A 19,524-nucleotide genomic window follows, 5' to 3' on the forward strand; every position below is an offset into this window, starting at 1 on the left:
CGGCGGGGAGCGTGGCGGCAGCGGCGAGGCCGGCGAGCGCGGCACGGCGCGAGAGCCGCGCCGCGATCAGCGCGCCGATGGTCTCGCCCGGTGCCGGGTTGCTGCCGATGTCCTCGATCTCGACCGTTTCGTCGGCCGAATTGTCCTGGTGCGTCACGACGCGCCTCCCTAGGTGTCTTGTCACAAAACTGTCACACGACACCACGGTGGCCACAAGCCCGCAACGAAGATCGAAAGCCCTCGGGCGCCGGCCCCTCCTCCGGCCGCCCGGGCCCTCAGACCTTCAGCGACGCCAACGCCTGGTACACCCGCGCCCAGGCCGTCATGCCGCGATCGAAGCTCGCCTCGCGGAAGAACTCGTTCGGCGCGTGATAGTCCTCGTCGCCGGTCGAGAAGCTCATCGGCACCGTATCGAGACCGAGACGATCCTTGAACACGGCACAAAGCGGCAGCGTGCCGCCGATTCGCGTGCGGAAGCACGGCATGCCGTAGACATCCTCGAGCACCGCCTCGATCACGCCGAGCGCGGGATGATCAGGCGCGATCTCGTAGGCCGCCGCGCCGCCGCCGCCCTGGCGCACCTCGATCGTGGCACCTTCGGGGCACACTGACCGAAGATGCGCCTCGACCGCCGCCTGAACCGTCCGCGGGTCCTGCCCCGGCACGAGGCGGCAGGTGAGCTTGGCGTGCGCCTCGCACGGCAGCACGGTCTTGGACCCCTCGCCCTGGTAGCCGCCCCACATGCCGTTCACCTCGAGCGTCGGGCGAAGCCAGAGTTTCTCGAGAACCGAACGCTGCCGCTCACCCCACACGGCGGTGGCGCCGACGCCCGCAAGCCAGGCGCCCTCGTCGAACGGCACGCCTGCGAGGTCGGCGCGGTCATCGCCCGTCGTCTCGCGCACGCCCTCGTAGAAGCCCTTCACCGAGACGCGGTCATCGTCCGCGTGCAGCGTGGCGACGACGCGCGCCATCGCCGTCAACGGGTTCAGGATCGCGCCGCCGAAGCTGCCCGAATGCATGTCCTTCGCCGCGGTGCGCAGCGTAAACTCGAGCTTGCAGATGCCGCGATTGCCGACCGACACGTCCGGCCTGTCGGGGAACATCATCCCGCCATCGGCGGAGAGGCAGAGATCGGCCGATAGCATCGGCCCGTGCCGGTCGAGGATGGCGCCGAGCGTCGGCGAGCCGACCTCCTCCTCGCCCTCGTAGAACACCTTCACGTTGCAGGGCAGGCGCCCTTGCGTCGCGATCCACGCCTCGATCGTGGCGAGCGAGATGAACAGCGTCGCCTTGTCGTCCGACGCGCCGCGGGCATAGAGGCGGCCGTCACGCAGCGTCGGCTCGAAGGCGGGCGTGGTCCAGAGCTCAAGCGGCTCGGGCGGCTGCACGTCGAAATGCGCGTAGACCAGGATGGTGGGCGCACCGGGCGCGCCGAGCCATTCGGCATACACCGTCGGGTGGCCGCCTGCCTCGAGCATCTGGATGTTCGACAGCCCCGCCTTGGCGCAGCGCGCCGCGACCCAGTCGGCCGCCCGCCGCACGTCCGACGCATGGCCGGGCTTTGCGCTGATCGAGGGGATGCGGACGAGGTCCTTGTACTCCTCCCACAGCCGCTCGCGATTGGCGCGCAGCCAGGCCTCGGGGCTCTCGGTCACGCGCGCATCCATTCACTTTCCTCCATCGACGCTGATCGTCTGTCCGTTGATGTAGCCGGCGTAATCGCTCGCCAGGAACAGCACGGCGTGCGCCATGTCCTCGGGCGTGCCGAGCCTGCGCGACGCGACACCCGCGACGAGCGCGCGCTGGCCGGCCTCTCCATACGCATCCCATTGCCGCATGGTCGCGGGGTTGGAGAGCACGAAGCCGGGAGCGATGCTGTTGACCGTGATGCCGAACGGTCCGAGCTCGTGCGCAAGCTGGCGCGTCAGCCCGATCTGCCCCGCCTTCGCGCTTGCATAGGCCTGGATCCCGGTTTTCGACACGCCAAGCCCAGCGCCAGACGAGATGTTCACCACCCTGCCACGCCGCCGCGCCTTCATCGCCGGGGCCGCGGCCTGGGTCACCGCGAACGCGGCCGTGAGGTTCACGCGCACGATCGCGTCCCAGTCCTCGTCGCTGATCTGCTCGATCGGGCGGCCTGGCTGGCCACACACGCCACCGGCATTGTTCACCACCACGTCAAGCGCACCGCCCGACGCCTTCTCGATCGCCGCCACCCAGGCGCGGACCTCCGCGCGGGCGGTAACGTCTAGCAGCGCGGCCTCGATGCCGTGTGTGCGCGCCGTCACTTGCAACGCGGTCTCATTGACGTCACAGGCGAACACATGGGCGCCGCGCTCGGCGAAGGCGCGCGCGATCACCCGCCCGATGCCGTGGCCGGCCCCGGTCACCGCAACCGATTTCCCATCGAAACGAATATTCATGCCGCGACGAACCCGGCGAGCTCGCTGAGGTTGTCGTCCGTCATCGGGCGGGTGCCATCCTCGATCTCGTGGATCATGGCGACGAGGCGGTCGGTCAGCGGCGTCGTAAGCCCGTGCCGCGCGGCGATGCCCGAGATCGGCGCGATCTGCATGTCGACTTCGGTGCGCCGCTTGCGGATGGCGAGGTCACGCCAGACGCCGCTATGCGTCTTCGTGCTCGTGCGGTTGTGCGCGACCATGGCATCGACGGAGGCCTGCGCGGCCGCCGCCGTGCCGTTGCGGCCGAACGCGTCGGGGTCGAAGCCGTTGAAGCCCTCGGCGCGTATGCCCTCGGCATCGGCCACCGCCATCACCTCAGCCCCAAGGCCGCGCCAGAGCGGGAACAGCGCGGGGTTGGCCAGCGAGCCGGCGATGCTGTCCTGGCCCAGCGCCTGGGCGAACAGCATCGCGCCATAGGCGAGCTTGCCCCAGAGATAGCCCCAGATGTTGTCGGTCATGATCGCGGCATCGTCGAAATCGAGCATGGTGCGATGCAAGCTCGCCAGCCTGCCGGTGATGCGCCCGTCGAGCTCGCCCAGCACCACCGCCCCGCGATTGCCGTACATCACCTCGCCAGGGCCCATCCAGTCAGCCCCGAAGTTGACGAAGGCGCCGACGGTGCGCTCGCGCCCGACGATGCGCTCGATCACCGTCTCGCACAGGCCGTTCTGCAGGCTCAGCACGTAGCCGTCATCGGCGAGGTGGGGCAGCAGCGCCTGCGTCGCCGCTTCGGTGTGGTGCGCCTTCACACAAAGGAACACCTTGCGCCAGGTGCCGTTGAGCGCCGATGGCAGGAAAGCGGGCGCGGTGACGCGCAGCTGGTCGACCGGGCCGGTGATGGCGAGCCCGCGCGATGGGTCGGCGATCGCGTCGACATGATCCTCGACCACGTCGACGAAGGTCACGTCATGCCCGGCGCGCACCAGGAAGGCGCCGACCGTGCCGCCGATCGCACCGGCTCCCCAGATCAGGATCGGATCATCGGGCATCGCGGTTTCCCCTCACCATCCGCTCTCGATCAGCGCGCGCGTCTCCTCGACGGCCACGCGCCAGATCGCCTCCATCTCATCGTCGGGTCGCTGGTAGCGGCCGGCGAAGTTGCCGTCTCCCAGCAGCGCACGGATCCCGGCTGCCGGGCGGCCGGCAATCGCCGCCGTGTCGATCGGCGGCTTCGCGCCGTCTGGCATCGCGATGCCGGCAAGCCGCGTCCAGGGGAAATTCTCCATCCACGAGCCATGGCTGCCCACGGGGTCGGCCGCCTGCACGGCTGCCCAGGTGCGGGGTGCGTTCCACCAGTTGTGGAAGCGCACGCGGTGCCCCGCGCGGCCCGCCACCCATTCACGCACGAAGGCATCGACGGGGTTGTTCCCGCCATGGCCGTTGACGATGAGGACGCGGCGGAACCCGTGGCCGGCAAGACTGTCGAGGATATCACCCACGACAGCGAGCAGCGTGGAGACCTTCAGCGAGACCGAACCGGGATAGGCAAGGAAATAGGGCGCGAGCCCGTAGGGCATGACCGGGAACACGGGAACGCCGAGCGGCTCCGCCGCTTCCACGGCAACGCGCTCCGCCAGCGTGGCATCGACGGCGAGCGACAGGAACGCATGCTGCTCGGTCGAGCCGATGGGCAGGATGCAGCGATCATCCGCCGCAAGCCAGGCCTCCACCTGCATCCAGTTCATTCCGGCGATCCGCACGCGCCCCTCGTTCCCTGCCCTTCCGCTCGACAGCGCGCGACGTTACGCTCCCCGGAGGCTCATGCAAGGGGGAGATGAGAGATGCAACGACCAGGATTGGTGACGCGCCTTCGGCTGCTGCGTGGCTTTCTGGCGGCCACCGCCGCGCTTGCCCTTCCGCTTGCCGCCGCCCCCGCGGCGGCGCAGGACCTGCGCATCGGCGTGCGCGCGGGGCCCGAAGCGATCGATCCCCACTTCATGGCCCTTGGCAACCACGCCGCCGCGCTCAAGAACATCTTCGACCCGCTCGTCTGGGTCGACGCGAACCTCCAGGTCCAGCCTGGCCTGGCACTCTCCTGGACCGCGATCAACGACACGACGTGGGAGTTCAAGCTTCGCCCCGGCGTCAAGTTCCATGACGGCACCCCCTTCACCGCCGCCGACGTGAAGTTCTCGATCGAGCGCATCCCAGGTGCGGCGGGGCCCGATGGCGGGCTCGTCATCTACACGCGTTCCATCGTCGGCGTCGACGTGGTCGACGACCTGACCGTGCGCATCCGCACCAACGTGCCCAACGCGGCCCTGCCGCAGGACATGACGCGGATGTTCATCGTCTCCTCCCGCATCGCGCCGACGGCGAAGGCGGCCGAGTTCAATTCCGGCCAGGCCGCGATCGGGACGGGGCCGTTCCGCTATGTCTCGTGGAGCCCGCGTGGCGACCTCGTGATGGAACGCGCGGCAGGGCATTGGCGCGGCGATGCGCCATGGGCGAAGGTCACCCTCGTCGAGATCAGCAACGATGCCGCGCGCGTCGCGGGGCTCCTCTCCAACCGCGTCGACTTCGTGAACTACGTGCCGGTCAGCGACATCGCCCGGCTGAAGCGCGAGCGCAACCTCGCAGTGTTCCAGGGCGAGAGCATCTATACCTTCATCCTCTACCCCGACATGCGCGAGGACATGACCGCGCCGGCGATGCGCCTGATCACCGACAAGCAGGGCAACCCGCTGCCGCGCAATCCGTTCCGCGACCCGAGGGTACGCGAGGCGCTCTCGCTTGCGATCGACCGGGCGGGCATCGTGCAGTCGGTGTTCGAGGGAACCGCGATCGTCGCGAACCAGCTCATGCCGAACTACATGTTCGGCGCCAGCCCGAACCCGCCGCCGCTCCGCCATGACGTCGCCCGCGCCCGCGCGCTGCTCGCCGAGGCCGGCTACCCGAACGGGTTCCGCTTCCCGCTCTACTGCTCGTCCGACCGCCTGCCCGGCGATGGCGCCACCTGCACAGCGCTCGGCCAGCTCTATGCCCGCATCGGCCTCGACGTTCAGGTGAACGCGCAGCCCCGCACGGTGTTCTTCCCCGCCCGCACCCGCGGCGACTATCCGATCACCATGGCAGGCTGGGGAACGCTGACGGGCGAGGCTGGCTACACGCTCTCCTCCTTCGTCCACTGCCGGCGCCCGGGCGGCCGCTACGGCGCCTTCAACGTGAGCCACTACTGCAACGATGCGCTCGACACGATCATCGCCGAGGCGATGGGTACGCTCGACGACACGAAGCGTCGCGCGCTGTTCCAGGATGCACACGCCAAGGCGGTGGCCGATGGCGGGCAGATCCCGATCGTGACGCTGCCCACCGTCTGGGCAGGCCGCGCGAACCTGACCTGGACGCCGCGCGCCGACGAGGACACCGTCGCCTTCGACATCCGCCCACGCTGACCATGCCATTGCCGTGCGCGCCGGGCAACGCCCCGGCGCGCCCCCCCCCCCGGCCCCCCACGCCGCGATGACAGCCTCGCACGCCTCGCCATTGCTCCGCGCCGCCGGGCTCTCGCTCGCGGCGGCGGTGCTGTTCACGCTCGAAACCGTGTTCGTGAAGCTGCTCGCCGGCAGCGTGCCGATCAGCACGATCATGCTCGTGCGCAGCGCGGGCCAGTTCTTCTGGATCACCCCTGCACTGCTCCGCCATGGCACGGCACTCCTGCGCACCAGCCATCCGTGGCTGCACATCGCCCGTGGCGTGCTCAGCCTCGCCTGCTGGGCGCTCTACTACTGGTCGTTCCAGCGGCTCGACCTCGCGACTGCGACGGTGCTGTCCTTCACCTCGATCATGTTCGTCACCGCCCTTGCCGGCCCGGTGCTGGGCGAGGTGGTGCGCTGGCGGCGCTGGACCGCGACGATCGTCGGCTTCATCGGCGTGGTCATCGTCGCGCGGCCCTTCGCGGGCACGTTCAATCCCGCCATCCTCGTCGGGCTCGCCTCGGCCTTCTTCGGGGCCGGCATCGTGTTGACGACGAAACGGCTTTCCACGACTGAGAGCACCGACACGATCATGCTCTATATCGGGCTGATCACCTTCGGCGGTTCCCTTCCCGTCGCACTGCCCGATCTCGTGGTCCCGCACGCCTGGCAGGCGCTTTGGCTCGGTCTCATGGCGGTGATCGGCCCTGCCGGCATGCATTTCTGGATCAGCGCCTTCCGGCTGGCGGATGCAACCGTCGTCGCGCCGATCGGCTACACGCGGCTGCTGTTCGCGACCGCCTTCGGCGCGCTCCTGTTCGACGAACAGCCCGACAGGTGGACCGGGCTCGGCGCCATCCTCGTCGTCGGCAGCGCGCTCTACATCACCCATCGCGAGGCCGCAGTGGCACGCGCAAAGGCAACGTGAGGCGGGCGGAGCATCGCCCGCCCGCCTCGCAGCCGCGCCACGCTACTGGATCAGGAGGTTGTCGCCAGCGCCGCCGATCAGCAGGTCGAGGCCGGGGCCGCCGATCAGCACATCGTCGCCGGCGCCGCCATCGAGCGTGTCGTTGCCATCGCCGCCGATCAGCACATCGTCTCCCTCGCCGCCGTTGGCCGTGAGCAGCATGCCGCCGGCAAGCAGGCCCGAGGCCTCGATCACGTCGTCGCCGCCAAGCCCGTTGATCACCAGGCGGTCGAGCGCTGCCTCGAAGCCCCTGATGCGCACGGTCGCGGCAAGGCCGAGCACCAGCACATCCGCCCCGTCGGACACGACGAGCACGACATCCTCGCCGGCCGTTCCCTGGAGCGTCACCTGGTCAGCCTGCCCATCGCCCCCGCCACCGGCAGCGGCGAGGTCGATCAGCACCTCCGACACGTCCGTCCCCGAAAGATCGTTCACGGTGATGAGGTCGGCGCCGCCGAGCGCGTTGAACGTGACCTGCTCGACGTCGTTCAGGTCCATCGTCACGTTGGCGATGTTGCGGAAGAACGTCGCCCGCCCGCCATTGGCCGAGATGTCGATCACCTCGGCGATGTTGGCGCCATTGAACAGCATCGTGTCGAAGCCCGCCTGGCCCTCGAGCACGTCGCTGTCATCGCCCGGGTTCCACACGAACGTGTCGTCGCCCTCGCCCATCAGCGCGAGGTCGGCGCCATCGCCGCCGTTGATCAGGTCATCGCCCGCGCTGCCGAGGAAGACGTCGTTGCCGAGCCCGCCATTCATGGTGAGCGCGATCGCACCCGCCGCGAGGCCGGATGCGTCGATCACGTCATCGCCGCCCTGTCCGTTCAGCACCAGGCGGTCGAGGTCGGCGTCCATGTCGAAGATGTCGACCTTGGCATGGAGCCCTGACACCGTGATGGCGCCGGCACCGCCGGCGACGGTCACGACGTCCGCCCCGGCGGTTGCGTTCACCGTCACGGTGTCGGCCGCCCCGTCGGCGCCGCTGCCAGGGCCGTTGAGCGCGATCTCGATGTCGATCACGTCCGTGCCGGTCATGTCGGCGATGACGATGGTGTCGGCACCGCCCAGCGCGTTGAACTCGATGCGTTCGACGTCATCGAGGTCCATCGTGATGTTGGCGATGTCGCGCAGGAACAGGGCGCGGCCGCCATTGGGAAGGATGTTGATCACCTCGGCGGCGTTCGAGCCGAAGAAGCGCATGATGTCGAAGCCGGCCTGGCCTTCGACGACGTCGCTGCCGTCACCGGGGTCCCACTCGAACACGTCGTCGCCGGTACCGAGGAACGCGATGTCGTCGCCGTTGTCGCCGAACACGAAGTCATCGCCGTCGCCGCCGAGCAGCAGGTCGGCGCCCTGGCTGCCGAGGATCGTGTCATCGCCACCGCCGCCATCCAGCGTGAGCTTGACGATGCCCGCGGCGAGCGTCGTCGCGGTGATGGCATCATTGCCGCCAAGCCCGTTGATGACGAGGGCGTCGTTCGCGCCCTCAACCGCGCTGATGCCGATCGAGGCCGAAGCGCCGATGACCGCGATGGCCGTGCCGACGCCGATGACCTCGAGCGCATCGTCACCGGCCGTCGCGTTCACGACCACCGTGTCGGCCGCACCGTCACCGGCGTTGCCGCCCAGCGTGCCGGCGAGGCTGATCCTGTATTCCTCGAGCCCCGTCCCGGCCGTGTCGTTGATGATGATCGTGTCGGCGCCGCCAAGCGCGTTGACGGCGAAGGTCTCGACGCCATCGGTATCCATCACGATGTTGCCGAGGTTGCGCGTGAAGGTGACGCGCCCGCCATTCGCCGTTGCCTCGAAGATCTCCGCCCCGCCCGAGCCGTTGAACAGCATCGTGTCGGCCCCGTCCTGGCCCTCGACAACGTCGCTGCCATCTCCGGGGTCCCACTGGAACACGTCATCGCCGGCACCAAGGAGAGCGACATCGTTGCCCTGCTGGCCATCGATGAAGTCGTTGCCGTCGCCGCCGATCAGGAGATCGGCGCCGTTGCTGCCGAGGATCGTGTCGTTGCCGGCACCGCCATCGACGGTGAGCTTGATCAGCGCGGCGAGGTTGCCGGTCGCGGAGAACGTGTCGTCGCCGCCATTCATGTGCACGACGAGGTTCTCGGTCGTGCCGATGTCGAGCGCGAAGGGGGCCGGGGCAACGCGGTCGAACCGCACACGCGCACCGTTGGCGGTGGCGGTGAACTGTTCGGCGCCATTGCCGCCGTTCACCTCGGCCGTGTCGATGCCGGCGCCCCCCTCCATCAGGTCGCTGTCATCGCCCGGGTTCCAGATCATGCGGTCATTGCCCGCACCTCCGAACATCTGGTCATCGCCGTCGCCGCCCGTCAGCACGTCATCGCCTGCGCCGCCGAACAGCAGGTCATTGCCGCCGCGGCCGAACAGCGTGTCGTTGCCGCTCTCGCCGAACAGATGGTCGTTGCCCGACCCGGCGGTGATCGTGTCGTTGCCCCTTCCGCCGAACATGTTGGCGCGCGGCAGCGCCCCGTTGCTTTCGTCGAGCGTGATCACGTCATCGGCGCCCAGGCCGAAGATGCTGATCAGCTTGGTGTTGGCGACCGTCGGCGCGCCGCCGAGGATCTTGATGGCCCCGCCATTGGCGAGGATCTTGCCTGCCGCATCACGGCTGATGGTGAGCGTGTTCGCGGCACCGTCGGCGAGCAGCGTGAGCAGCCCGACGGACGGAACGAAGATACCGGCGATGGCCATGGTGTGGTCCTCCTGATTGATTGGAGGCACGCTGGCGCGTTCATGTTGCAGTTTCGTTCCAACATCGGGGCGCCTCTGTTTCAGGTGTTTCAACTTCGCTCAAACCCACGTGAGCCTGCAGGATTAACGAAGCGTACACGGCCTTCACGGACACTCGGCCTCGCCGTCAAACGTCGATCAGGGGCCCCATCGATGCGCTTCACCATCAGCCGGCTGATCATCGCAGGCCAGGTCCTGCTGGCCCTCCTCATCATCGCAGGCGTGGGGCTCTCGCTCCGCACCACCGGCGAAGGGGCAGAGAACCTCAGAGCCATCTATGACGACCGTGTCGTTCCGCTCAGGCACCTGAAGACGATCTCCGATGCCTATGCTGTCTTCGTCGTCGATGCCACCCACAAGTCGCGGAACGGCAACTGGAGCTGGGAGGACGGTGCTGCGTCCGTGACCAAGGCGCTCGCCGAAGTCGACGCTGCGTGGAAGGCGTATCTCGCCGGCCCCTCGGAGGCCGCACGCCAGCATCTCGTCGCAGCCGCCCAGGAAAAGATCGTGAGCGCGGAGCGCCTGTCGCGCGATGCGGAGGCCATCCTCGCCGCAAAGGATGCAGGCAGGCTCGACGCGCTTGTCCGCGACCGCCTCTACCAGACGCTCGATCCGCTGACCGAGACGCTCGATGCTCTCGTCGCCTACGAGGTTCAGGCCGCCGAAAGGGCCTATCTATCCGCGACGGCGGCGTCCGAGCGCGCCGAGCGCCTCAGCATCGCGCTCGGCGTCTTCGGCATGCTGCTTGCCGGCGCGATCGCGCTCGTCGTGCAGCGCCGGGCGTTGACGCCGCTCCGGACACTGACCACCGCGATGCAGGCGATCGCGGGGCGTGCGTGGGCAACCCCCGTTCCTGGCCTCGCACGACAGGACGAGCTGGGCGACATGGCGCGGACGGTCGAGACGCTGCGCGACGTTGGTGGGGATGCGGAGCGGCTGCGTGCGGAGCAGGACCGCCTTCGTGGCGAGAGCGAATCGGCACGCAAGGCCGCGTTGCTCGATATGGCCGAGCGCATCGACAGCCAGAGCCGCGAGACGCTGGGCTCCGTGACCGCGACCTCGGAGCGCATCGGCGCGGAAGCTGCCTCGGTTGCCGCCGCCACGCACCGCGTCGGCGAGAACGCCCAGGCTGTCGCCGCTGCCGCGCAGCAATCGCTGGCGTCGGCCGAGACCGTCGCGTCCGCCGCCGAGGAGCTCACGGCAAGCATCGGTGAGATCACCACCAGGGTGCGCGAGACCGCGACGACCGCGCAGCGTGCCGCGACCGACGCCGCGCGCACGGAAACCGCCGTCGCTGCGCTGTCGGACGCGGTGACGAATGTCGGCGATGTCGTGCGGCTGATCGGCGAGATCGCGGGGCAGACGAACCTGCTCGCACTCAACGCCACGATCGAAGCTGCCCGGGCGGGCGAGGCCGGCAAGGGCTTTGCCGTCGTCGCCAACGAGGTCAAGAGCCTCGCAAGCCAGACAGCGCGCGCGACCGACGACATCGCCAAGCGCATCGCGCAGATGCGCGACGAGACCAACGCCTCGGTCTCCGCCGTCCGCGCGATCATCGGCAGCGTGCGTGATGTCGACGCCCTGGCCGCGACGATCTCAGGCGCGGTAAGCCAGCAGCTTGCCGCCACGCAGGAGATCGCGCGCACCGTGGCCGAATCTGCCTCCGCCTCGCGGGAGGTGAGCCTGCGGATCACCGATGTGTCGGCCAATGCCACCGAGGCAGGCGCGCAGGCGGGCCGCGTCGGTGAGCAGGTGACCTCTCTCGCATCGAGCGTCATGCGGCTGCGCGGCGAACTCACCCGCGTCGTGCGCACGTCCGTCGACGATGCAGACCGCCGCAGCGAAACACGCGTGCCTGCGGAGGGCGAGATTGCGTTCGCCTGCGGCGGCGCAATGAACATGCTGCGGCTCGTTGATGTCTCATCGGGCGGCATTGCGGCGTCGGGCGAGGTGGCGCTCGCGCCAGGCACGGCGGGCACGATCAGCGGCAAGGGTGGCGCCTCTGCCCGCGCGGTGGTCGTTGCGGTGGACGGCACCAGGATCTCGTTCCGCTTCGAGGATGCAGCGCGCGCAGCACCGCTTGTCGCCACGCTCAACACACGCCGCGGCGCAGCGGCCTGAAACGATTGTCAGCCAAGATTGAGATGGCAGGCGACGGTTCGGCCAGGCGCGATCGCTCGCGTGACCGGCTTCTCCGTCCGGCAACGATCGACCGCGTGCGGACAGCGCGGGTGGAAGTGACAGCCCGGCGGCGGATCGAGCGGTGAGGGAATCTCGCCCCGCACGGGATGGAACCCATGGCGCCGACGATCGAGCCGCGGCACGGCGGCAAGTAGCCCGCGCGTGTAGGGGTGTGCGGGTGCCGCGAACACCGCCTCCGCCGGGCCGAGCTCGACTATGCGCCCGAGATACATGATCGCCACCCGATCAGCGAGATGGCCGACCACGCCGAGGTCGTGGCTGATGAACAGCCATGCGAGGCCGCGCCGCGCGCGCAGCGCGAGGAAGGTGTTCAGCACCTGCGCCTGGATCGAGACGTCGAGGGCCGCGACCGCCTCGTCGGCCACCACGACGCGCGGGTTCATCGCCAGCGCGCGCGCGATGCCGATGCGCGCGCGCTGACCGCCGGAGAATTGGTGCGGAAAGCGCTGCGCGTAGCTCGCGTCGAGCCCGACATCGCGCAGTGTTTCCGCGACGCGGTCGGCGCGCTCGGCCTCGGGCCAGAGGCGGTGGGCGATCGGGCCCTCGGCGATCGCATCGCCGATCCTCATGCGCGGGTTCAGGCTCGCGAACGGGTCCTGGAACACCATCTGCACAGACGTCAGCCGCTTCACCACGCGGCTGCCGGAGCGATCAGCCACCGGTTCGCCATCGAGCAGCGCCGCGCCCTCGTCGGGTGCGAGAAGCCCTGCCGCGATCCGCCCGAGCGTCGATTTGCCGCAGCCACTCTCCCCGACGAGGCCGAGCACCTCTCCAGCTCCAAGCTCGAGCCCCACAGCATCGACCGCATGCACCGTGCGCGGCGGCATCGCGCGGCCGATGAGGCCCGCAAGCCGCTCCTCGACCGTCGCCGGCCGCGTGAAGCGCTTGCTGACCGCCTCGAGCGAGAGCAGCGGCGTCATCGCTTCAGCCGTGGGTTCAGCACATCGCGCAGCCGATCCCCCACCAGGTTGATCGCGACGATGACGATGAGCAGCGCGATGCCCGGATAGACGCTGATCCAGTACCGGCCCGACAGCATGAACTGGAACCCGTTGGCGATCAGCGTACCGAGCGAGGGCTCGGTGACCGGAAGCCCGACGCCGAGGAAGGAGAGCGTCGCCTCGATCGCGATCGCGTTCGCCACCTGGACGGTCGCGACCACGATGAGCGGTGGCAGCACGTTCGGCAGCAGGTGGCGGAACAGGATGCGCGCGGGCCTGAGCGGGATGCCGGAGGCTGCCTCGATGTATTCCTTCCGCCGTTCCGACAGCGCGGCACCATGCACCGTCCGCGCGAAATAGGCGTATTGCGCGGCAACGAGAGCCGTCACCACCTGCCAGAGCCCCTGGCCGAGCGAGGCGACGAGAACGAGTGCCAGCAGGATCGCGGGGAAGGAGAGCTGCAGGTCGACGATGCGCATCAGCAGCGTTTCGATGCGCCCGCCGAAGAAGGCGGCCGCCAATCCGAGCGTGGTGCCGAAGGCGAGCGCAAGGGTGCCGGCAGCGACGCCGACGAAGAGGCTCGTGCGCAGGCCCCAGAGGATCGCCGAGAACACGTCACGCCCAGCGGCGTCGGTGCCGAGCCAGTGCGCATAGCCACCGGTACCGACGGTGCCTGGCGGCAGCCGCGCATCCATCAGCGCGAGCCCTGCCTGATCATACGGGTCCTGCGGCGTGATCCAGGGCGCGAACAGGGCCGCGAGCACGGCCAGCGTGAACATGGCAAGGCCCGCGAGCGCGACCCTGCTCTCGGCGAACTCGGCCCAGAACAGGGCAGCTGGGCGCTCCGCTTTCGCCGCGCTCATCGGGCACCGAGCCGCACGCGTGGGTCGAGGGCCGCGTAGCCGAGGTCGACAACCAGGTTGATCACCACGAACATCGCCACGACCAGCATGAGGTAGGCGACCATCACCGGCCGGTCGAGCGTCAGGATGCTGTCGATGATCAGCTTGCCCATGCCCGGCCAGGAGAAGATCGTTTCGGTCACGACCGCAAACGCGACGACGGAGCCGAACTCGAGCCCGAGCACGGTGACGATCGGGATGAGGATGTTGCGGAAGGCGTGCACGCACACCACGCGCAATGGCGAGAGCCCCTTGGCGCGGGCGAAGCGCACGAAATCGGCCGGCATCGTCTCGCGCATTCCCGCGCGCGTCAGCCTGATGATCAGCGACAGCTTGAACAGCGCGAGGTTCAGCGCCGGCAGCACGAGATGCGCCAGCCCGTCGACCGTGAGGAACGACCAGGCGATGCCGCCCACCATCACCGTCTCGCCGCGCCCCCCTGAGGGCAGCCAGCCGAGCTCGACCGAGAAGACGAGGATGAGCATGAGCCCGACCCAGAAGGTGGGCAGCGAGAAGCCGAGGATGGAGCCCGCCATGATCGCCTGGCTCGAGGCCGCGTTCGGCCTGAGGCCGGCGAGCATGCCGAGGGGGATGCCGAACACGATGGCGATCAGCATCGCCGAGAGGGCGAGTTCCAGCGTGGCAGGCAGCTTGGCGAGGATCAGCGGCAGTGCGGGGGTGTTGAATACGAAGGACGTGCCGAAATCGCCCGCGATCAGGCTGCCGGCGAAGCGGGCGTATTGCTCCCAGAACGGCCGGTCGAGGCCGTAGCGCGCGATCGTCTCTGCCCGCGTGATCTGGTCGGCGGCGGGGTTGATCAGCACGTCGATCGGGTTGCCGATGGCGTAGACGCCAGCGAACACGATCACCGACATCACGACCAGCACGACCATCGCCGAGGCGAGGCGCTGCAGGAGGAAGCCGAGCATCAGGACTGTGGCGTATGCGGTGTCATGCCCCGCCGTCATACCGGCAGAGGGCGCGCCTGTCATCGCGCATCCCTCGCCCGGGCGCCGGGCCCCTCAGCCGTGGGGGAAGATGCGCCCCCAGTCATCCCGCATCGAGATGACGTGCCAGCCGCGCGCGGGTGCCTCGTCCAGCGCGCGGGCGAGGCGGCCGACATGGCTCTGCCGGTCATAGGCATATTCGCGCTCGGCGTCGTCGTGCCGGACGATCATGCCGAGCCGCCGCCCTGGCCCTTCGGTGGCGTAGCGCAGCATGTGCCAGTCGCCGTCGGAGTTGCCGAAGGCCGCGATCGGCCGCTTGCCGATATGGCGGGCGATGCCGACCGGCTTGCCGGGGCCGTCATCAATGAAGTCCACGCGCGGCTCGCGGGTGAGCACGATGCGGCCATCCGCCTCGCCCGGCGCCAGCGCGAAGCTCGAGCCGACCACCTGGTGCGGCGGGATGCCATAGACCCGCTCGGAAAACGCCCGCACGAACTCCACGCCGCCGCCCGAGACGATGAACGTCGTGAACCCGTTCGCGCGCAGCAGCGCCAGCACCTCGAGCATCGGCGCGTAGACGAGCTCGGTATGGAGCCGGCCCCATCGGCGGTCACGCGTCGCGGCAAGCCATGCGGCGGCGATGCGCTGGAACTCCTCGGGGCTGGTGCCCGCTTGGGCTGCGCCGGCGAGGCGCAGCAGCCCCTCGGTCCCGCCAGCCGCGACCCCACGCATGTCCCCGGCGATGGCGGCGCGGAACAGCGGATCCTGCTGCCACTCAGGCTGCCGAGGCGCGAGCGCCCTGATGCGATCGAGAATGAATGTCAGCTGCGTGTAGATCGGCTGCTCGACCCAGAGCGTGCCGTCGTTGTCGAACACGGCGATGCGTTCCGCCGGGGGCACGAAACCCGGCCCGCCTTCGGTGGTGACGCTTGCGACGAAGTCCAGCAGCGCCTGCCTGCGCGGGCCGGGCGACCATGATGGAAGCGGGTCCGCTGCCTGCGCCCACAGGACCCGTGGGGCGGCGAGCAGGGCCCCGGCCAGCAGCAGCGCCTGGCGCCGGCCGGTGATCGAGGGTCGCAATGGCATAGGCTACGTCCTCGGCAATCGTTGTTGGTGCCGGCGGCCGCGGGAGGGGGCAGCCGCCGGGGGATCAAGCTCAGCGCCCGGCGGCGCCTTGCTCCATCGTCCGCAGGATGCTTTCGAGGTTGAAGGCATCCGGCTTCTGGCGCGGCGGGAACTCACGGAAGGTCTCGTAGAACTGCCGTGCCATGGCCTGCGCCGGCACGAGGAGGTAAACACGGTCGATCAGCCAGTCGTAGTACGTGTTCGAGTTCTCGTCCGCGCGCTCGAACGGGTCCATCCGCAGGTCGAAGATCTTCGGCACGCGCAGCGGCACGAAGGGCTCCGCCCACAGCTTGAGCGTCTTCTCGCGCTGTTCGAGGAACACCACCTTCCACCGCTCATAGCGCATCGCGACCATCGCGCCGTCGTCGTTGAAGTAGAAGAACTCCTTGCGCGGGCCTTCCCTCGTCTGCCCCGTTAGCAGCGGCAGCTGGTTGTAGCCGTCGAGATGCACCTTGTAGGTGCGCCCCTGCGTCGCATGGCCGGCGAGGAGCTTCTGCTTGATCTCCGGGTCTCCGGCAGCGGCGACAAGCGTAGGAAACCAGTCGAGATTCGAGATGATCTCGTTGCTGACGCTGTTCGGCGCGATCCTGCCCGGCCACCGGATGGCGCAGGGCGTGCGGTAGGCACCCTCCCAGTTGGAGTTCTTCTCGCTGCGGAACGGCGTGATGCCGGCATCGGGCCAGGTGTTGTAGTGCGGCCCGTTGTCGGTGCCGTAGATCACGATGGTGTCGTTGGCGATGCCGAGATCGTCGATCTTCTTCAGCAGGGCGCCGACGTGGTCGTCATGCTGGATCATGCCGTCGGCGTAGAAGTTCTGCCCAGACCGGCCGCGATAGCTCTCGGGGATGTGGGTGCGGAAATGCATCCGCGTGCCGTTGAACCACATGAACATCGGCTGCCGCTCGCGATGCTTGCGGTCCATGAAGTCGAGGGCCGAGGCGAGGAACTCGTCGTCCACCGTCTCCATCCGCTTCCTGGTTAGCGGGCCGGTGTTCTCGATGCGCTGCGTGCCATCGGCGTTCGCCCATGACTTGATCACCCCGCGCGGGCCGAAGCGGCGGCGGAACTCCGGATTGCGCGGATAATCGACGTTCTCCGGCTCCTCCTCGGCGTTCAGGTGGTACAGGTTGCCGAAGAACTCATCGAAGCCGTGCATGGTCGGCAGGTGTTCGTCACGGTCGCCGAGGTGGTTCTTGCCGAACTGCCCCGTGGCGTAGCCCATGCCCTTCAGCACCCGCGCGATCGTCGGGTCCTCGGGCTTCATGCCCGCTTCCGCGCCTGGCAGCCCGACCTTGGAGAGGCCGGTGCGCACCGTCGCCTGGCCGGTGATGAAGGCTGACCGCCCCGCCGTGCAGGACTGCTCGGCGTAGTTGTCGGTGAACGTCATGCCTTCCTGGAACACACGGTCGATATTGGGGGTGCGATAGCCCATCATGCCGCGGTTGTTGTGGCTGATGTTCCAGAACCCGACATCGTCGCCCCAGATGACGATGATGTTCGGCCGCCGCCCCTGCGCTGCCGCCTGCGCCTGGGCCTGCTGCGCTGCCTGCGCGAGCTGGATGTTCGCGGCGCTCGCCGCAACGCCTGGCGGCACCGCCGCCGCGGCGGCCAGCGCCGCGCTGCCGCCAAGCAGCATCTCGCGGCGCGACCGGCCACGTCCCGTGGTCTTCATGGGTTAGTCCCTCCTGATGGTTCTTGTGATGGGCGGCGGACGCAGCGGAAGCCGATATGGCTCATGCCGCTGTCGATCATCTGCGCGTGCCGGGCAGCCGGGCGGTAGCGGCGGCAGTAGGAGGGCGCACAGAGGAAGGAGCCTCCCTTCACCACCTTGCGCGGGATGCGGAACGCCTTCTGCGCGGGATCGAAGGCGGCCTCGACGCCAGGCCCGCGCGGATTGAGCGGGGCGCAGCATGGCTTGGCAGGGTCGGCCACGTGGCGGGCGGAGAACCAGTCGGCCGTCCACTCCCAGACATTGCCGCAGATCTCGTAGAGGCCGAACGGGTTCGGCGGGAATGAGCGAACCGGACAGGTGCCGGCGAAGCCATCCTCGGAGAAGTTGCGCCACGGAAACGGGCCCTGCCATGTGTTGGCCTGGTGCACGCCCCCCGGTTCAAGCTCGTCGCCCCAGGCGAAGGCCGCGCCCTCGAGGCCGCCGCGCGCGGCGCGTTCCCACTCCGCCTCGGTGGGCAGCGCCTTGCCGGCCCAGGCCGCGTAGGCTTCCGCGTCCTCGTAGGCGATGTGCACGACGGGATGCTCCTCGCGCCCGGAGATCGTGCTGCCCGGGCCTTGCGGCGCGCCCCAGCATGCGCCCGGCGTCCAGCGCCACCAGTTGGCGATGATCCGCGTATCGACCGGCCCATCCGTCATGTGGAAGACGAGGGAACCGGGCTGCAGCATGTCCGGTTTCGCACCCGGGTAGAGAGCGGGGTCGAGCGGCCGTTCCGCGACTGTGACGTAGCCCGTGTCGGCGACGAAGGCCGCGAACCGTGCGTTTGTGACGGCCGTCTCGTCCATGAGGAACGGATCGACCCGCACCGGATGGGCGGGCGCCTCCTCGGCGTAGTGGCTGTCGGAGCCCATCAGGAAGGTGCCGCCGGGGATGCGCACCATGCCGCCATGGCTTGCAGGCAGGGTGACGGCCCCGCCGCAGCACTCTCCTGCCATGCCGCTCCCCCGCCGACCGTCGGTCCTTCTTCGCCGCACGCGCTGCGGCCCCGCTCAGGCCGTGGACTCTGGCACAGGCTTGCGCGTCATGGCCAATACGATTGCCGAAATGTCCGATTGCTATAAAGGCATGGGCATGGACCTGCGTGACCTTCATCTCGTCCGTGCGATCGATGAGCACGGCAGCCTCGTGCGCGCTGCCCGCGCGCTCGGCACGTCCCAGCCGTCGCTGACGCGTGGCCTTGCCGCCCTTGAGGCGAGGCTCAAGGGGCCGCTCTTCACCCGCACCGCCCGCGGCGCGATCGCGACGGATCTCGGCCGCGCCTTCCTTGCCGATGCCGCCGAGGTGCTTGCACGGATGGGCGACATGCAGCGCCACCTCGCGGAGGTGCGCGGCGGCCAGGTGCGCGACCTCGTCGTGGTCGGCGGCCATTATGCAATGGAAACGATCGGCCTCGTGGCGGCGGCGCGGATGCTCGCCGCATTCCCGGCCATCCGGATCCGCGCCGACTCGATGACATGGACGGGGCTCCAGGGTGCCCTGCTCTCCCGCGAGGCCCAGCTCTGCATCGGCGATCTCAGGGGGATCAAGCTCGACCCCGCCCTCGAGGTCGAGCGCCTCGCACCCCTGCCAGGTGTCTTCGTCGCGCGGCCAGGCCACGCACTGGCCGGCCGCACCTCCGTCACCCTTTCCGAGATCCTCGCCTATCCGTTGATCACGATCGGCCAGCTGCCGCGCGAGGTGCAGGCCCCCTTGGCCACGGCGCGCGAAGCGGCACGCGCCGCGGGCTCGCTGCACCCCGCGTTCCCCGCCTTCGTGCAGGAGGGGCCAACGGTCGCGATGGCGCTGCTCGATCAGTGCGACGCGGTCGCGCCCGTGCCCATCGCGCTCGCGGCACGCCGGCTCGGCCGGGGTGACGTGGTCGCGCTGCCCTTCCGGGAGCCTTGGCTGTCGGTTCACCCGGGCATCATCCAGCTCCGCGGACGGCGACCGTCGGAGGAGGAGGGGCATTTCCTCGACCTTCTCCGCGCCGCCAGCGCGGAAGCGGATGCCGTGGCCGCCGCCTGGTGCGCGCGGCTTGGCCTGCCAGCCGCGTGCGGCTGAGGCGCACGCAGCGACAGGTGCGCAACCGTC

15 protein-coding genes are annotated in these 19,524 nt (G+C 69.2%); 4 read left to right on the plus strand and 11 right to left on the minus strand.

Annotated features, from left to right (window positions below; genetic code table 11):
- Positions 1–275 precede the first annotated feature (275 nt).
- From Q0C38_RS03360 to Q0C38_RS03375, 4 genes are read right to left on the minus strand one after another with little or no spacing between them, the layout of a single operon-like run.
- The gene (locus tag Q0C38_RS03360) at positions 276–1,667 is read right to left on the minus strand and encodes a dipeptidase (RefSeq protein ID WP_291295645.1); all 1,392 of its coding nucleotides are present in this window, start codon (positions 1,665–1,667) and stop codon (positions 276–278) included.
- Positions 1,668–2,423 (minus strand): SDR family NAD(P)-dependent oxidoreductase, encoded by a 756-nt coding sequence (locus Q0C38_RS03365; RefSeq protein WP_291295646.1) that lies wholly within the window; start codon positions 2,421–2,423, stop codon positions 1,668–1,670.
- On the minus strand, positions 2,420–3,451 hold the full coding sequence (locus Q0C38_RS03370; protein ID WP_291295647.1) for a ketopantoate reductase family protein: 1,032 nt from the start codon (positions 3,449–3,451) through the stop codon (positions 2,420–2,422). The genes Q0C38_RS03365 and Q0C38_RS03370 overlap by 4 nt, the downstream gene beginning before the upstream one ends.
- A gap of 12 nt (positions 3,452–3,463) precedes the next feature.
- A complete protein-coding gene (locus tag Q0C38_RS03375; protein WP_291295648.1) occupies positions 3,464–4,162 on the minus strand; it encodes a creatininase family protein in 699 nt (232 codons plus the stop codon).
- Between the two features lie 81 nt (positions 4,163–4,243).
- Between Q0C38_RS03375 and Q0C38_RS03380 the strand changes: the two genes are divergently transcribed.
- Positions 4,244–5,857, plus strand: coding sequence for an ABC transporter substrate-binding protein (locus Q0C38_RS03380; protein WP_291295649.1), 1,614 nt, complete (start codon positions 4,244–4,246; stop codon positions 5,855–5,857).
- Between the two features lie 67 nt (positions 5,858–5,924).
- Complete coding sequence (locus Q0C38_RS03385; protein ID WP_291295650.1) at positions 5,925–6,806, plus strand: DMT family transporter; 882 nt, start codon at positions 5,925–5,927, stop codon at positions 6,804–6,806.
- 42 nt (positions 6,807–6,848) lie between these two features.
- On the opposite strand, the gene Q0C38_RS03390 is transcribed toward Q0C38_RS03385, so the two are convergent.
- Entirely contained in the window at positions 6,849–9,569 is a 2,721-nt protein-coding gene (locus tag Q0C38_RS03390) for a hypothetical protein (RefSeq protein WP_291295651.1), read from the minus strand.
- A 192-nt stretch (positions 9,570–9,761) separates the two neighbouring features.
- Here Q0C38_RS03390 and Q0C38_RS03395 point away from each other — a divergent pair, with 192 nt between their 5' ends.
- The gene (locus tag Q0C38_RS03395; protein WP_291295652.1) at positions 9,762–11,729 is read left to right on the plus strand and encodes a methyl-accepting chemotaxis protein; all 1,968 of its coding nucleotides are present in this window, start codon (positions 9,762–9,764) and stop codon (positions 11,727–11,729) included.
- 8 nt (positions 11,730–11,737) lie between these two features.
- Here Q0C38_RS03395 and Q0C38_RS03400 read toward each other — a convergent pair whose 3' ends face one another.
- The 6 genes from Q0C38_RS03400 to Q0C38_RS03425 form a co-directional block, all read right to left on the minus strand.
- On the minus strand, positions 11,738–12,730 hold the full coding sequence (locus Q0C38_RS03400) for an ABC transporter ATP-binding protein (protein WP_291295653.1): 993 nt from the start codon (positions 12,728–12,730) through the stop codon (positions 11,738–11,740).
- Positions 12,727–13,614 carry an ABC transporter permease gene (locus Q0C38_RS03405; protein WP_291295654.1) on the minus strand — a complete coding sequence of 296 codons (888 nt, stop codon included), beginning with the start codon at positions 13,612–13,614 and terminating at the stop codon, positions 12,727–12,729. Before Q0C38_RS03405 ends, Q0C38_RS03400 begins: the two co-directional genes overlap by 4 nt.
- Complete coding sequence (locus Q0C38_RS03410) at positions 13,611–14,582, minus strand: ABC transporter permease (RefSeq protein WP_291295940.1); 972 nt, start codon at positions 14,580–14,582, stop codon at positions 13,611–13,613. Before Q0C38_RS03410 ends, Q0C38_RS03405 begins: the two co-directional genes overlap by 4 nt.
- A 93-nt stretch (positions 14,583–14,675) precedes the next feature.
- Positions 14,676–15,686 (minus strand): HAD family phosphatase, encoded by a 1,011-nt coding sequence (locus Q0C38_RS03415; RefSeq protein ID WP_291295655.1) that lies wholly within the window; start codon positions 15,684–15,686, stop codon positions 14,676–14,678.
- Between the two features lie 70 nt (positions 15,687–15,756).
- Positions 15,757–17,397, minus strand: a complete 1,641-nt coding sequence (locus Q0C38_RS03420; protein ID WP_291295656.1) for an arylsulfatase — start codon at positions 17,395–17,397, stop codon at positions 15,757–15,759.
- Complete coding sequence (locus Q0C38_RS03425) at positions 17,394–18,389, minus strand: formylglycine-generating enzyme family protein (RefSeq protein WP_291295657.1); 996 nt, start codon at positions 18,387–18,389, stop codon at positions 17,394–17,396. The genes Q0C38_RS03420 and Q0C38_RS03425 overlap by 4 nt, the downstream gene beginning before the upstream one ends.
- 136 nt (positions 18,390–18,525) lie before the next feature.
- Between Q0C38_RS03425 and Q0C38_RS03430 the strand changes: the two genes are divergently transcribed.
- A complete protein-coding gene (locus Q0C38_RS03430; protein WP_291295658.1) occupies positions 18,526–19,494 on the plus strand; it encodes a LysR family transcriptional regulator in 969 nt (322 codons plus the stop codon).
- Positions 19,495–19,524 lie beyond the last annotated feature (30 nt).

The organism is Elioraea sp. (assembly GCF_022842375.1).
In the GTDB taxonomy this organism is placed as follows: domain Bacteria; phylum Pseudomonadota; class Alphaproteobacteria; order Acetobacterales; family Acetobacteraceae; genus Elioraea_A.

Coding starts and splice junctions, on each gene's coding strand:
- Q0C38_RS03360 (WP_291295645.1), bottom strand. CDS start 1,667: ATGGATGCGCGCGTGACCGAGAGCCCCGAGGCCTGGCTGCGCGCCAAT.
- Q0C38_RS03365 (WP_291295646.1), bottom strand. CDS start 2,423: ATGAATATTCGTTTCGATGGGAAATCGGTTGCGGTGACCGGGGCCGGC.
- Q0C38_RS03370 (WP_291295647.1), bottom strand. CDS start 3,451: ATGCCCGATGATCCGATCCTGATCTGGGGAGCCGGTGCGATCGGCGGC.
- Q0C38_RS03380 (WP_291295649.1), top strand. CDS start 4,244: ATGCAACGACCAGGATTGGTGACGCGCCTTCGGCTGCTGCGTGGCTTT.
- Q0C38_RS03385 (WP_291295650.1), top strand. CDS start 5,925: ATGACAGCCTCGCACGCCTCGCCATTGCTCCGCGCCGCCGGGCTCTCG.
- Q0C38_RS03390 (WP_291295651.1), bottom strand. CDS start 9,569: ATGGCCATCGCCGGTATCTTCGTTCCGTCCGTCGGGCTGCTCACGCTG.
- Q0C38_RS03395 (WP_291295652.1), top strand. CDS start 9,762: ATGCGCTTCACCATCAGCCGGCTGATCATCGCAGGCCAGGTCCTGCTG.
- Q0C38_RS03400 (WP_291295653.1), bottom strand. CDS start 12,730: ATGACGCCGCTGCTCTCGCTCGAGGCGGTCAGCAAGCGCTTCACGCGG.
- Q0C38_RS03405 (WP_291295654.1), bottom strand. CDS start 13,614: ATGAGCGCGGCGAAAGCGGAGCGCCCAGCTGCCCTGTTCTGGGCCGAG.
- Q0C38_RS03410 (WP_291295940.1), bottom strand. CDS start 14,582: ATGCTCGGCTTCCTCCTGCAGCGCCTCGCCTCGGCGATGGTCGTGCTG.
- Q0C38_RS03415 (WP_291295655.1), bottom strand. CDS start 15,686: ATGCCATTGCGACCCTCGATCACCGGCCGGCGCCAGGCGCTGCTGCTG.
- Q0C38_RS03420 (WP_291295656.1), bottom strand. CDS start 17,397: ATGAAGACCACGGGACGTGGCCGGTCGCGCCGCGAGATGCTGCTTGGC.
- Q0C38_RS03425 (WP_291295657.1), bottom strand. CDS start 18,389: ATGGCAGGAGAGTGCTGCGGCGGGGCCGTCACCCTGCCTGCAAGCCAT.
- Q0C38_RS03430 (WP_291295658.1), top strand. CDS start 18,526: ATGGACCTGCGTGACCTTCATCTCGTCCGTGCGATCGATGAGCACGGC.